This window comes from Streptomyces sp. NBC_01591, from assembly GCF_035918155.1.
Taxonomy (GTDB): Bacteria; Actinomycetota; Actinomycetes; order Streptomycetales; family Streptomycetaceae; genus Streptomyces.
The window spans coordinates 4,975,821-4,988,721 of sequence record NZ_CP109327.1; the positions used below are offsets into that span (position 1 = coordinate 4,975,821).

At 72.5% G+C, this 12,901-nt stretch carries 9 protein-coding genes and 1 pseudogene; 5 read left to right on the top strand and 5 right to left on the bottom strand.

Annotated features, from left to right (window positions below):
* Positions 1 to 2: 2 nt before the first annotated feature.
* The gene (locus OG978_RS23245) at positions 3 to 1,361 is read left to right on the top strand and encodes a PAS domain-containing protein (protein WP_326767066.1); all 1,359 of its coding nucleotides are present in this window, start codon (positions 3 to 5) and stop codon (positions 1,359 to 1,361) included.
* A 41-nt stretch (positions 1,362 to 1,402) separates the two neighbouring features.
* On the opposite strand, the gene OG978_RS23250 is transcribed toward OG978_RS23245, so the two are convergent.
* Positions 1,403 to 2,158, bottom strand: coding sequence for an SIS domain-containing protein (locus OG978_RS23250; RefSeq protein ID WP_326767067.1), 756 nt, complete (start codon positions 2,156 to 2,158; stop codon positions 1,403 to 1,405).
* 219 nt (positions 2,159 to 2,377) lie between these two features.
* Here OG978_RS23250 and OG978_RS23255 point away from each other — a divergent pair, with 219 nt between their 5' ends.
* Both OG978_RS23255 and OG978_RS23260 read left to right on the top strand, forming a co-directional pair.
* A complete protein-coding gene (locus tag OG978_RS23255; RefSeq protein WP_326767068.1) occupies positions 2,378 to 3,070 on the top strand; it encodes a metal-dependent transcriptional regulator in 693 nt (230 codons plus the stop codon).
* 756 nt (positions 3,071 to 3,826) lie between these two features.
* Positions 3,827 to 4,720, top strand: coding sequence for an alpha/beta fold hydrolase (locus OG978_RS23260; RefSeq protein WP_326770129.1), 894 nt, complete (start codon positions 3,827 to 3,829; stop codon positions 4,718 to 4,720).
* Between the two features lie 55 nt (positions 4,721 to 4,775).
* Here OG978_RS23260 and OG978_RS23265 read toward each other — a convergent pair whose 3' ends face one another.
* The 3 genes from OG978_RS23265 to OG978_RS23275 form a co-directional block, all read right to left on the bottom strand.
* Complete coding sequence (locus OG978_RS23265) at positions 4,776 to 6,428, bottom strand: transporter (RefSeq protein WP_326767069.1); 1,653 nt, start codon at positions 6,426 to 6,428, stop codon at positions 4,776 to 4,778.
* Complete coding sequence (locus OG978_RS23270) at positions 6,425 to 7,195, bottom strand: ABC transporter ATP-binding protein (RefSeq protein ID WP_326770130.1); 771 nt, start codon at positions 7,193 to 7,195, stop codon at positions 6,425 to 6,427. Before OG978_RS23270 ends, OG978_RS23265 begins: the two co-directional genes overlap by 4 nt.
* A 99-nt stretch (positions 7,196 to 7,294) precedes the next feature.
* Complete coding sequence (locus OG978_RS23275; protein ID WP_326770131.1) at positions 7,295 to 7,966, bottom strand: bifunctional DNA primase/polymerase; 672 nt, start codon at positions 7,964 to 7,966, stop codon at positions 7,295 to 7,297.
* Positions 7,967 to 8,319: 353 nt separating this feature from the next.
* Here OG978_RS23275 and OG978_RS23280 point away from each other — a divergent pair, with 353 nt between their 5' ends.
* A complete protein-coding gene (locus OG978_RS23280; protein WP_326767070.1) occupies positions 8,320 to 9,702 on the top strand; it encodes a transcriptional regulator in 1,383 nt (460 codons plus the stop codon).
* A 160-nt stretch (positions 9,703 to 9,862) separates the two neighbouring features.
* Positions 9,863 to 11,424, top strand: a pseudogene (locus OG978_RS23285) (hypothetical protein).
* 49 nt (positions 11,425 to 11,473) lie between these two features.
* Here OG978_RS23285 and OG978_RS23290 read toward each other — a convergent pair.
* Positions 11,474 to 12,754, bottom strand: coding sequence for an ABC transporter substrate-binding protein (locus tag OG978_RS23290; RefSeq protein ID WP_326767071.1), 1,281 nt, complete (start codon positions 12,752 to 12,754; stop codon positions 11,474 to 11,476).
* Between the last annotated feature and the right edge of the window lie 147 nt (positions 12,755 to 12,901).

Below are 12,901 nucleotides of genomic sequence, written 5' to 3' on the forward strand. Positions count from 1 at the left end.
GGATGAGTGCGTCCACAAGCAGTGGAACGACCGAGGCGCTCGGACCCGACGAGGGACCGAAGGCGGGGCCCGGGGCCGCGTTGCTTGCCGCGTTGCTCGACGGGATGGACACCGCGCTCTGCGCGTTCGACGCGAACGGCACGATCACCCACTGGAACCGCGAGGCCGAGCGGATCCTGGGCTGGTCCGCCGAGGAGGCCGTGGGGCGGTCCGGGTTCGCCGGGTGGGCGGTGCGGCGGGCGGACGCGGGTGAGGTGCAGGGGCGGCTGATGGCGGCCATGGACGGGCCGGGCCGCCGGGTCCATGAGTTCGCGCTGCTGCGCAAGGACGGCGGGCGGGTGCTGGTGCGGACCCAGTCGGCCGGGGTCCGGGGCGCGGACGGCGGACCGGCCGGGGTGTACTGCGCGTTCAGCGAGGTGCATGCGCAGATCGATCTGGAGCGGTCGATCGCGCTGAGCGAGGCGCTGTTCGAGGACGCGTCCTGGGGTGTGGTGCTCGTCGACGCGGATCTGCGGCCGACGGTCGTCAACGCGCACGCGGCGCGGGCGCTGGGCGGCGGCCGTACGACGCTGCTGGGGCGCCCGCTGGGGGAGCTGATCGTGCAGGGCGTCGAGGATCTGGAGGGCGCGTTGCAGCATGTGCTCGCCGAGGGCGCACCACCGGCGCCCGCCGAGTTGTGGGTGACGCTGCGGACGGCGGAGGGGGAGCGGCGGCGTTGCTGGCGCAGTGGTTTTCTGCAGCTGGCGTCGCCGCTGGCCGAGGAGCCGGTCCCGCTGGGGGTCGGCTGGCTGTTCCAGGACGTGACGGCCGAGAAGCTGGCGGCACAGGAGGCGGACCGGATGAGGTTTAGGTCGAACCAACTGCACCGGGCCTCGCGGTCGGCGTCCGAGTGCGAGGACCCGATGGAGGCGGCGACGTCCTATCTGGACTACGCGCTCGCGGGCTTCGCCGACCATGCGCTGGTCGATCTGGTGGCGGGGGAGCGGCTGGTGCGGGTGGCGGCGACCCCGTCCGGTGAGCCCGGCCCGTGCCTGCCGGTGGCGGGCGGTTCCATTCCGTTGCGGTACGTGGCGGGGCACCCGGCCCTCCAGGCGGTGGACCGGACGGGTTCGGTGCGGGCCAGTGCGGGGGCCGGGCCCGGGGCCGGGGTGTGGGCGGCCGAGCGGCAGTGGCCGGGCGACTCCGTGCACGCGCTGTGCGCGGTGCTGCGGAGCAGGGGGCGCACGCTGGGTGTGGTGACGTTCCTGCGCTCGGCCCACCGCGCGGCCTTCGAGCGTCCCGACGCGGCGTACGCGGAGAGCGTGGCGGTGCGGGTGGCGGCGGCGGTGGACCTGGCGCAGGTGCTGGCGCCGACGAGGTGACGGTGCGCCCTGCGGCCCGTCACCCGGTGGCTCCGGTCATCTCACTGCCGGTAGAAGATGCGGTCCTGGTACTCCGTCATGACGCGCCCGTTCCACTCGTGGCCGCCGTCGACGTTCCCCGACCGCAGCAACGGCGGCTCCACGCCCCGCTCCACGAGCTGTTCCGCCGCGGCGGCCATCATGGCCTGCATCAGCGCGCTGGTGACCACTGTCGACGCGGGGGCGAACGGTGCCTCGATCCCGTCGAGGGTCAGCTCCGCGTCGCCGATGGCGATCTTGCTGTCGAGCACGATGTCGCAGTGGTCCCGCAGGAAGCCGCCCGAGCCGTGCCGGGACCGGGTGCCGTCCGCGTACGCCACCGATGTCACGCCGATGACCTTCAGGCCGAGCGCCCGCGCGTTCAGTGCCATCTCCACCGGGAGCGCGTTGCGTCCGGAGAGCGAGATGATCACGAGGACGTCGCCGGCCGTGGCGGGGCTGGAGTCCAGCACGGCGCCCGCCAGTCCGTCGACCCGTTCCAGCGCGGAGCCGAGGGTCGCGGGCATGACATCGACGCCGACCGCCCCCGGTACGGCCAGCAGGTTCATCAGGGCGAGGCCGCCCGCCCGGTAGACGACGTCCTGCGCGGCGAGCGAGGAGTGCCCGGCGCCGAAGGCGAAGAGCCTGCCGCCCGCCGCGACGGTGTCGGCGATCGCGGCACCGGCGGCCGCGATGTTGCCGGACTCCTCGTCGCGTACCCGCTCCAGCAGGCCGATCGCTGCGTCGAAGAACTGGCCGGCCAGCTTGCTGTCGCTCATCGAGGAGGCCCTTTCCGGCGGGAGAGAGAGTGTTCACGGGTGTCCGTGCCGCGGATCACGTTGCGGTCCGGACCAGTGACCTGTCAATACCGCCCCGGCGGCTCCGCTGCACGGTGTTCGCCGGGCGCGGCACGGTTGTCGGTGGTATGCGTCAGAATTGGGTCAGGGCCAGCGCGCAGCGCTTACGACGTTTTCCTGTCACAGCATCGAGGGGCACGAATGTCCGGACTGATCGACACCACGGAGATGTACCTCCGCACCATCCTCGAACTCGAAGAGGAAGGCGTGGTCCCCATGCGCGCCCGGATTGCGGAACGGCTGGACCAGAGCGGTCCGACGGTCAGCCAGACGGTGGCGCGTATGGAGCGTGACGGGCTGGTGCAGGTCGCGGGCGACCGGCACTTGGAGCTGACCGACGAGGGGCGCCGCCTCGCGACGCGTGTGATGCGCAAGCACCGGCTCGCCGAGTGCCTGCTCGTCGATGTGATCGGTCTGGAGTGGGAGCAGGTCCACGCCGAGGCATGCCGCTGGGAGCATGTGATGAGCGAGGCCGTGGAGCGGCGGGTGCTGGAGCTGCTGCGCCATCCGACGGAGTCGCCGTACGGGAATCCGATCCCGGGCCTGGAGGAGCTGGGCGAGAAGGCCGAGGCCGATCCCTTCCTCGACGAGGGCATGGTGAGCCTGTCGGAGCTCGACCCGGGCGCCGACGGCAAGACGGTGGTCGTGCGCCGGATCGGTGAGCCGATCCAGACGGACGCCCAGCTGATGTACACGCTGCGGCGTGCGGGTGTGCAGCCCGGCTCCGTGGTCAGCGTGACCGAGTCGCCCGGTGGCGTGCTGGTCGGCAGCAGCGGTGAGGCGGCGGAGCTGGACGCCGAGGTCGCCTCGCATGTGTTCGTGGGCAAGCGCTGACCGAGCGCCTCGCTGCCGAGCAGTACCGCTGGGTGGGCGCCCCTGGGGTGGATGCCGCTGAGGGGGCGCCCGTCCTGGCCGCGGATGATGCCGCCGGGGTGCCAGTTGGCCGGATGCCGTTGTCGGGGCGCCGCCGGGGCGTTGAAGCGTGACGTCCGCTCTCCCTTTTTCCGCCCGGAATTGCAGCGCGGGGACGGATCGCGTGCCAGGCTGTGGCTGAGGCATACCTGAGAGTGTCGGCCAACTGGTCGCGCGGTCGGGGAGGGAGCAGGCGCATGCGCCCGTCGTACTGGCGTGTCCGGCATGTCCGGCGCGTGCACCGGAAGGTGGCTGCCACGGTCCCGGCCGCCCGCGAATCGCGCGCCGGCGCCCGCAGAAGTACCCGCGAATCGCGCACCGCCGCCCGCGGAACCGGTGCCGCCGCCCGCCGATGCGCACCGTCGCCGGCGGCTCCCCCGAAAGCAGAAGGCCCCGGCGCCTCGCGGCGCCGGGGCCGGTCCTCCCCTGCTTTGACCTGGAGCCCCGAGCTCTCAAGGTCAATCCCCACGGGCCCTCATCCCCGAGTGGCCCGCCTCCCGGAGAAGGTCTCCCCTGCACCGCCGCCATCAATCCTTGGAGGTGGTCACTCGAACGAGCGGTGTTGAGTGGCGGAGCCGGTTTTCGAATACGAGTTCGATAGTCTGGCGTGACGCGACCACACGGTGATCGGGCAGTGCTCAAGCGGTGATCGAGGACCAGAAGGGGGTGCCAGGACATATGGTGCGGCGCATCGATGTGACCGGGACCGACGGCGTACGCCTAGCGGCCTGGGAGTTCGCCGACCCGCCCAAGGGGCGCGCGGAGGGCGAGCGCGCCTGCGGGGTCTTATTGCTCCACGGTCTGATGGGCCGGGCCGCGCACTGGGCCTCGACCGCCCGCTGGCTCGCCGAGCGGCACCGGGCCGTCGGTCTCGACCAGCGCGGGCACGGCCGCAGCGACAAGCCGGCCGAAGGCCCGTACACCCGTGATGCGTACGTCGCCGACGCCGAGGCCGCGATCGAACAGCTCGGCCTCGCCCCCGTCGTCCTCGTCGGACATTCGATGGGCGCGCTGACGGCCTGGCAGCTCGCCGCGAAGCGCCCCGATCTCGTCCGGGCCCTGGTCATCTGCGACATGCGGGCCTCCGCCCTCGGCGCGGCCTCGCAGCGCGAGTGGGAGGACTGGTTCAAGACCTGGCCGGTGCCGTTCGCGACGCTCTCCGACGTACGGAAGTGGTTCGGCGAGGACGACCCCTGGGTGGAGCGGCCCAACCCGGCCCGCGGCGAGTTCTTCGCCGAGGTGATGGCCGAGCGGGCCGACGGCTGGCGCCCCGTCTTCTCCCGCCGCCAGATGCTCCAGTCCCGCGCGACCTGGGTGTTCGACGCGCACTGGGAGGAGCTGGCGCAGGTCCGCTGCCCGACCCTGGTGCTCCGCGGCCTCGACGGCGAGCTGGGCCGGGCGGAGGCCCAGGAGATGGTCCGCGTACTGCCGCGCGGGCAGTACGCGGAGGTGGCCGACGCCGGCCATCTCGTCCACTACGACCAGCCCGAGGGCTGGCGCGCGGCGGTCGAACCCTTCCTGGAGCAGTTCGCCGAGGACCCCCAGGACGACCGCGAGCCCGTCCCGTCGTAGAGCAGCAACGCGGACAGGTCCTGCGGCGGCCGCCCTCGGAGCCTGTCGGGTGACCTCAGCCCTTGCTGACCGCCGCCAGGATCTCCGGGAGCCGGTTCGCCGTGCGGGGAGCGGCGAGCCGCAGCCCCGCCCAGGAGATCAGCGCCCCGTACACGGCCCCCACGGGCAGCAGCAGCCACAGCCACTGCTCCAGATCGGCGACATGGAGCCAGATCGTCACCGCGATCAGGGGCGCGCAGAGCAGCCCCGCCGCGACCATGCCGCCGAAGATCGAGATCCAGGCGAGCCCGGCCTGCCCGGGCGCCACGTTCTTGAACGCCCCGTCCTGCGGGATCGAGTACGGGAAGTTCGCCGACGCCACCGCGCCCGTCGCCAGCATCCCGCCCAGCAGGGCGAACGACAGGCCCATGGCCTCCGGCAGGTCGCCCCAGTCGCCGAGCACCGCCGCGGTCACCACCGTCACCACGATCGTGTAGGGCAACGTGATCAGCAGCAACGCCAGGGCCCGCGCCCGCAGTTCCAGGTAGGCGTCCCGGGTGGAGGAGATCGTCAGCGACACCATCCAGAACGCGGAGGTGTCCTGCCCGAACTGGTTGTACATCTGGATGCCGAGCATCCAGGCGGCGAAGCAGGCGAAGTAGATCGAGCCGGTGCCCTGGAGCGCGTTGAGTATCGGCACGATCAGCCCGATCGCCAGCGCCGTGGTCCAGGCGGCCTTGGTCTTCGGATCGCGCGCGATGTACCGCAGACTGCGCTCCATCACCGTCCCGGTGCGCCCCTGGGGCAGCAGCGCGGCGAGCCCGGAGCCGCCCTTGCCGGCCTTCTCGCGGCCCGGCCCGGCGGCGGCCAGGGTCGAACCGTCCGGGGCCGTCATCAGCTTCACCAGGCTCCGCTGCCACAGCCACAGCAGCGCGATCAGCGCCACGACGGACAGCAGCAGCTGTACGAAGGCCTCTCCGTACGAGCCCCGCGACGCCGAGTCCACCGCGCCGACCGCCGAGGCGGGCGGCAGCCAGCGCACCACGTCCGCGGCCGGGTCGAGCGCGGCGAGCCCGCCCGCCTGGCCGAGCCGCTGCGCACCGAAGTTGACGACCTGGAAGCCCACCGCGATCACCAGCCCGCTGAGCACCGCGAGATCGCGGCCCTTGCGTGAGGTCAGCAGCCGGGTGTTGGCCGTGGCTACGGCCCGTGCCAGCGCCACGCACAGCAGCAGTGTGAGCGGGGCGGCCACCACGGCGAACGCCGCGGCCGCCGCCCCGTGCGCCACCGCGAACACCGATCCGGCCGTCAGGCAGAGCGTGAACAGCGGACCGATCCCGACCAGTGAGGCCGTCAGCAGCGCGGCCACCAACGGGCGCGGCCGCAGCGGCAGCATCACCAGCCGGCTCGGGTCGAGGGTCTCGTCGCCGCTGGGGAAGAACAGCGGCATCACGGCCCAGCCGACCGCCACCACCCCCGCCAGCAGGACGACGAGGGAGTCGGTGTGGGCGTGCCCGCGCAACGCGATCAGCCCGATCAGCTGGCCCGCGGCGAACAGCAGGGTGAGGACGGCGGAGGTGACGTACGCGGCCCGCCGGCCAGCCGACTGCCGCAGCCCGTTGCGCAGCAGGGTCAGCTTCAGCCGTACGAAGACGCCGACGAGCCCCTCGCCGCCGGCGGTGCCGACCGGTCCGGGGGCGGCCCCCAGGGGGGCGTCGAACACGCTCATCGTCGGCCGCCCAGCCAGTCCAGGGAGTCGTCGGTGGTGCGGGAGCCCGCGCCGACGAGCTCGAGGAAGGCGTTCTGCAGCGAGGACGCGTCGCCGCGCACCTGGGCCAGGGTGCCCTGGGCCCGGATCGTGCCGGCCGCCATGACGGCCACCCAGTCGCATAGGGACTCGACGAGCTCCATCACATGGCTGGAGAAGATGACAGTCGCCCCCGAGCGGGTGTATCGCTCGAGAACCTCGCGGATGGTCTGTGCGGAGACCGGGTCGACGCCCTCGAACGGCTCGTCCAGGAACAGCACTTCGGGGTTGTGCAGCAGCGCCGCCGCGAGCCCGATCTTCTTCCGCATGCCGGTCGAGTAGTCGACGACCAGCTTGTGCTGGGCGCCCGCGAGGTCGAGCACATCGAGGAGCTGGGTGGCCCGCTTGTCGACCTCGGCGCCCGGCAGCCCGCGCAACCTGTGGGTGTACGCGAGGAGTTCGCGCCCCGAGAGGCGCTCGAAGAGCCGCAGCCCCTCCGGGAGCACACCGATCCGGCTCTTCACCTCGACCGGGTCGCGCCACACGTCGTGGCCGGCGACCTCGACGACCCCCTGGTCGGGGCGGAGCAGTCCGGTGACCATCGACAGCGTGGTGGTCTTGCCCGCGCCGTTGGGTCCGACCAGACCGATGAACTTGCCCGCGGGCAGTTCCAGATCGATCCCGGCCACCGCGGTCTGTTCCCCGAACCGCTTCCACAGCCCCTGTACGCGAACGGCGGGCGGCGGCATGGCCGGTCCGCCCGCCTCACCCGCCCGCGTCGCTCTGTCGGTCCCTGTTCCGTCCTGCATGATGCACTGCCTTTCGGTGGCCCCGTTTCCGGGACCACCCTACGAAAGGGGGCTCTGCTGACGGCGTGTTCGTGCGTCGGCCGCTTCCCTGGCGCAGGCGTAGGCGAGCGGGCTGATGAGTTCCTCCGCGTCCGGCAGCCAGCGGTTGGCGGGGGTGGGGCGGCGGGCCCACTGCACCGCTCCGAGACCGCCGACCCGGGTCGGCGGACCCGTCACGTAGTGGCCGTCGCCGCGGCCGACCAGATCGATGGCGGCGGCCCGCCAGCCCAACTTCCGCACGAGGTCGTCCGACTTGGCCGCCGCGCCCGGCAGCACGAAGAAGAACATCCGGCGGTCGGGGCTGCAGGTGACGGGGCCGAGGGACAGGCCCATCCGCTCCATCCGGGCCAGCGCCAGGAAACCGGCGGACTCCGGTACGTCGATCGCGTCGAAGGCGCGCCCGGTGGGCAGCAGGATCGACGCCTTCGGGTGCCTGGACCACATCCGGCGGGCCGCGGCGCCGCTTCCGGTCGCCTGGCCGGCCCAGTCCGGGCCGGTGGGATGGGCGCCGGGCGCGGCGCAGCCGGTGTCGCCGCAGGAGCATTGCTCGGCTCCCTCCACCGCCTCCAGCCAGGTGCCCGGGCACACGTCCCAGTGCCGCTCATCCGCGTACCGCACTGCTGCGTCGAGCGGTTGCTCGCCCCGCTGTCGGGGCACCTTCGCGGCTTCCATGACTCCGACGGGCTCTTCGACTGCGATGGGCTCTTCCACGCTCAGCACAACTACGGCCAACACCCGGGGTTACGGGCGTGACGGGTGCGGTCACGGCGTATCGATCCGGCACACGGGGCGCATGGATGCATGGGCGGGGGCGCGCGTGAGGCGGTGCCCGGCCGGGCGGGTAGCCACATACGGGCAACCGTCGGGCAGCCGATGTGCGGGTCCGGAACGGTCGGCCTCTGTCATATGCCGACAGGAATGACAAGGAACATGACGCACGTGACGAACACGATGAATCTGTGCATTTTCCGCGTATTCGCCGGGCAGTGATCGGCTCAATGATCACTGCGGCCTCAGGGGGAAACATGGCAGCCAGGCCTCTCGTCGCACGCCAGCCGAACGAACGGCTCCAGGCGCTCATTCAGGAAGCCGGATGCTCCAACGCCGGCCTCGCCCGCCGCGTCAACATGGTCGGCGCGGAGCGCGGGCTCGATCTGCGTTACGACAAGACGTCCGTGGCCCGTTGGCTGCGCGGACAGCAACCACGCGGCAGGGCACCGGGAATCATCGCCGAGGCGCTCGGCCGCAAGCTCGGCCGTACGGTCACGATCGACGAGATCGGGATGGCCAACGGCAAGAATCTGGCGTCCGGCGTCGGCCTGCAGTTCGCCCCGACCGTGATCGGCGCGATCGAGCAGGTCTGCGAGCTGTGGCGCAGCGATGTCGGCCGCCGCGACTTCCTGTCCGGTTCGGCGGTCGCCTCCTCCGCGCTCGTCGAACCCAGCCGCGACTGGCTGATCACCGGCGCCGACCCGCAGGTGGCACGGGCCGCCGGGGCCCGCGTCGGGATGTCGGACGTGGCGGCGGTGCGGGCGATGACGGCCGCGCTGGTCGACCTCGACCACCGGTTCGGCAGCGGACATGTGCGGCCGGTCCTGGTGCACTACCTGAACAGCGTGGTCTCCGGGCTGCTCTCCGGGGCGTACCGCGAATCGGTCGGCCGGCAGCTGTTCGCGGCGGTCGCCCGGCTCACCGAACTCGCCGGGTACATGGCGGTCGACACCGGTCAGCCGGGACTCGCCCAGCGCTACTACATCCAGGCGCTGCGCCTGGCCCAGGCGGCGGGCGACCGGGCGTACGGCGGTTATGTGCTGGCCGCCTCGATGAGCCATCTCGCCGCGCAGCTCGGCAATCCCCGGGAGATCGCCCAACTGGCCCGGGCCGCGCAGGAGGGCGCGCGCGGGCGCGTCACCCCGAGGGCGGAGGCGATGTTCTACGCGGCGGAGGCACGCGGCCACGCCCTGCTCGGCGACGCCCGCACCTGCCAGGCGGTGACGGGCCGCGCGCTGACGGCCATGGAGCAGGCCGAACCGGGCACGGGCGACGACCCCGACTGGATCGCCCACTTCGACCACGCCTATCTCGCGGACGAGTTGGCGCACTGCCACCGCGACCTCGGCCAGGCGGAGGCCGCCGCGCGCCGGGCGAAGGAGTCCCTGGCCGGCCACCCGGAGTCCCGGACCCGCCGCCGCGGCATCGGCCTGGTGCTTCTGGCCACGGCCCAGGTCCAGATGCGCGAGGTGGAGCAGGCCTGCCATACGGGCACGCGGGCGATGGAGCTGCTGGGGTCGGTGCGCTCCAGCCGGGGAGCGGAGTATCTGGACGATCTGCAGCAGCGGCTGATCCCGTACGGGGACGAGTCGGCGGTGCGCGAGTTCGGTGCTCGGCTGGAACTCCAGGCGGCCTGACCCGGGTGCGCGTGAAGTCGCCCCTCAACTGCGTCTTGAGAACGCTGAGCGTTACAGCGCTTGTGAAGGGCTGGTGAGTGAGAACACACGCTTGGCGAACGGCGGCGACCACCCGATAGCGTGAGCCGACGATTCCGTAGGTTTACACGTAGGAGTCCCGGTGACGCAGAGCGGACAGGGTGACGAGCAGCAGCTCCCTGCTGTACGGCCCGCGCACGAAGGTGTCGTGCTGCCCGCGGGTGGCGGCGAGCCCTGGATACCAGGGGGCCCGCGGATCAGGCCGCCCCGGCGGGCGGCCAGCCGTGGGGGCAGTCCTGGGGGCCGCAGGCGGCGCACCAGGATGCCTCGCATCAGTCCCAGCCGCAGCACCTGCCCCAGGGGCACGCCCAGGGGCAGGGAGCGTACGGGCAGGGTCAGTACGGCCAGCCGCAGCCGGGGCAGGGGTACGGGCAGCCGCCCGCCCCGCAGCACGCACAGATGCCGCAGGCCCAGCCGCTGCCGCCCGTACAGCCCCAGCAGCCGCAGCAGTTCCAGCAGCCTCTGCCGTCCCAGCAGCAGCCGCCGTACGCGCAGCAGCCCCAGCAGCAGCCGCCGCACGCCCAGCAGCCCCCGCAGTCGTTCGCGCAGCCGTTGCCGCCCGAGGCCGTGCCCGGGATGAGCACGGGCGGCGACGCGGAGGCCACGCAGTACATCGCGCCGGTGGCCGGTGGGCCCACGCCGGGCGGGCTGCCGCCGGAGAACCCCGCCGAGTCGACCCGGCTCCTCGGCCGCGCGGTGCCGCCGCAGCAGCCGCAGGCGTACCAGCAGCAGCCCGCTCCGGGCGGCGACGCCGAGGCGACCCAGTACATCCCGCCGGTCCCCGGCGGCGCCCCGTACGGCATCAGGCCCGGAACCCCGGGTGACCGGCAGCCGCCCGCCGAGTTCGACAACCTGTTCCGCAGCGACGAGCCGGCGGGCGCCACCCAGCAGATGCCCCAGTTCGACTCCAGGCAGCAGTACCAGGGCGCCCAGCAGCCCCCGCATTCTCCGCAGGCGCCGCAGCCCCCGTACCAGCCCATGGACGAGGAGCCGCAGGGGCCGCCGCGCAAGAAGCGGGCACATGTCACGCTCATCGCGGCGGTCGTGGTCGGCTGCGCCGTCGTCGGTCTCGGCGCGGGTGCGCTGATGAGCGGCGGCGACGACAAGGGCGAGGACGACAAGCAGCCGGTCGCCGCGGCGAGTTCACCCGCCGGGGAGGAGCCCTCCACGCAGGCCGCGGCCGATCCGGCGAAGCCGCAGGCCGAGGCGCTCGACAAGCTGCTGGCGGACAGCAACAACAGCCGTGCCGCGGTCGTCGGGGCCGTCGAGAAGACCAAGAGCTGCACGGATCTGGACCAGGCCGTGACCGATCTGAAGGGCGCCGCCCAGCAGCGCCGCGATCTGGTGACCCGGCTTGAAGGGCTGTCCGTCGACAAGCTGCCGAACCACGCCCAGCTGACCGCCTCCCTCACCAAGGCCTGGCGGGCCTCCGCCGCTGCCGACGAGCACTACGCCGCGTGGGCCGCGCAGGCCAAGAACGGCAAGAAGGTGTGCAAGCACGGGAAGGCGCGTACGACCTCCGAGACGCAGCAGGCCACCGTGCAGAGCGGCGAGGCGAGCAAGGCGAAGCGGGAAGCGTCGGGGCTGTGGAACTCGATCGCGTCGAAGTACGGGCTGACCCGGCGGGCGGCGACGGAGCTGTGACGGCCCGTCCCGCGGCGCCCGTCCCGCGAATCCGGGCGGGTGCCGCGGGTCAGCTCTTCGCGCTGGCGTCCGACAACGTCTTCGTGACGTCCATGAATCCCTTCCTGTCCGCGACGAGCCGTCCGTCGCGCACCACCTGAAACGTCACCCTGGTGTTGACGATCCGCGGATACGCGGATGAGCCCAGCACATCCTCGAAGCTCCAGCGCAGCACCGGGGTGAGGCCGCCGGTATCGGCCGGGGTGCCCTCGTTGAGGGCGGAGGTGAGCTTCCAGGGGGTGATCTGCGGGGAGTCGATCGCCGTCACGATCTCCTTCAGCACGGTGTACGCGATCCAGGTGGTCTGCACGCCCGTGTCGTCCGGGTCGATGCGGTTGTCGCCGAAGGCGTGCTTGCGGATCACCTGTCGCATCCCGTCCCAGCGGGCGTCGCCCGCGTCCGGGTACCAGCCGGTGATGTAGGCCCCCTCGAACGGGCTGTTCCGGCCGCCGGTGCTGTCGATCAGCGGCTGGTCGACGCTGCCGAGCACGGAGGAGATCCGCACGCTCCCGTACGACGGTTCGAGCCGCCGGAAGGAGTCGAAGAAGGTCTCCGTACGCTTCCCGAGCACGGCCGTCACACAGCCGTCGGACGCCCCCGCCGCCTGGAGCGCCGGCTCGGCCGCCGCGTCGTACGAAGTGGCCGACTCCGATGCCCGGATGTCGGCGGGCGCGGGCCGGCCCGCCTCGGTGAGGCCGGTCTTGAGAAGCCAGGCCTGGCCGTCGCCGCTCAGGCTGTCGGGGCGGACCACGGACACCCGCTCGCAACTGCGGGCCAGCTGCCGGGCGTTGCCCGCGAGCAGGGCCGGCTGGCCGCCGTTGACCGGGTAGGAGTTGTAGCTGCTCAACTCCTCGTCGGAAGCGCCGTATCCGCCGATGTAGGGGATTCCGGCGGCCTCCAGCGGCGGCATGAACGCCGTCCCGTGCCGGCTGTACGAGCCGACGACCGCCACCGCCTTCTCCTTGACGGCCAGCCGGGCGCAGTTCGCCGCGCCGATCGAGGTGTCCTCCTCGTCGCAGGTGACGACGCGCAGCTTGTGACCGTCCAGCCCGCCGTCGGCGTTGGCCCAGCGGGCGTAGGTGCGTGCCATGGCGGTCATGCCCGCCATGTTCACCGCGTCCGGCCCCGCGACGCCGCTGGGGGCCCACGTCACCACGGTGACGGGCTCCCTGGAGCCCCCCGTGGCCCCAGGGAGTGCGCCGCAACCGGTGACCAGCAGCGCCCCGACCGCCGCCGTACTTGTGAGGAGCTTGTAGGGGCGGGGGGAGGTGGGGCGTCGCCGTCCGGTCATGGGCATGAACATTTCCGGCCGCGGGGTAACGCCGCAGTGTGCCCCGCTCAACGCTCGGTGACATCCAGGTGAATTGCGGGGGCCGGTGCGGGGGGCGGAAAAGGGAACGTACGATCGATGACCGTGCAGCAAGGTTCGGAGAACTCT

What these genes read in the sequence shown, in the direction of transcription:
- OG978_RS23260 (WP_326770129.1), top strand. Translation starts at nt 3,827, where the DNA reads ATGGTGCGGCGCATCGATGTGACCGGGACCGACGGCGTACGCCTAGCG.
- OG978_RS23245 (WP_326767066.1), top strand. Translation starts at nt 3, where the DNA reads ATGAGTGCGTCCACAAGCAGTGGAACGACCGAGGCGCTCGGACCCGAC.
- OG978_RS23280 (WP_326767070.1), top strand. Translation starts at nt 8,320, where the DNA reads ATGGCAGCCAGGCCTCTCGTCGCACGCCAGCCGAACGAACGGCTCCAG.
- OG978_RS23255 (WP_326767068.1), top strand. Translation starts at nt 2,378, where the DNA reads ATGTCCGGACTGATCGACACCACGGAGATGTACCTCCGCACCATCCTC.
- OG978_RS23265 (WP_326767069.1), bottom strand. Translation starts at nt 6,428, where the DNA reads ATGAGCGTGTTCGACGCCCCCCTGGGGGCCGCCCCCGGACCGGTCGGC.
- OG978_RS23270 (WP_326770130.1), bottom strand. Translation starts at nt 7,195, where the DNA reads ATGCCGCCGCCCGCCGTTCGCGTACAGGGGCTGTGGAAGCGGTTCGGG.
- OG978_RS23290 (WP_326767071.1), bottom strand. Translation starts at nt 12,754, where the DNA reads ATGACCGGACGGCGACGCCCCACCTCCCCCCGCCCCTACAAGCTCCTC.
- OG978_RS23250 (WP_326767067.1), bottom strand. Translation starts at nt 2,158, where the DNA reads ATGAGCGACAGCAAGCTGGCCGGCCAGTTCTTCGACGCAGCGATCGGC.
- OG978_RS23275 (WP_326770131.1), bottom strand. Translation starts at nt 7,966, where the DNA reads ATGGAAGCCGCGAAGGTGCCCCGACAGCGGGGCGAGCAACCGCTCGAC.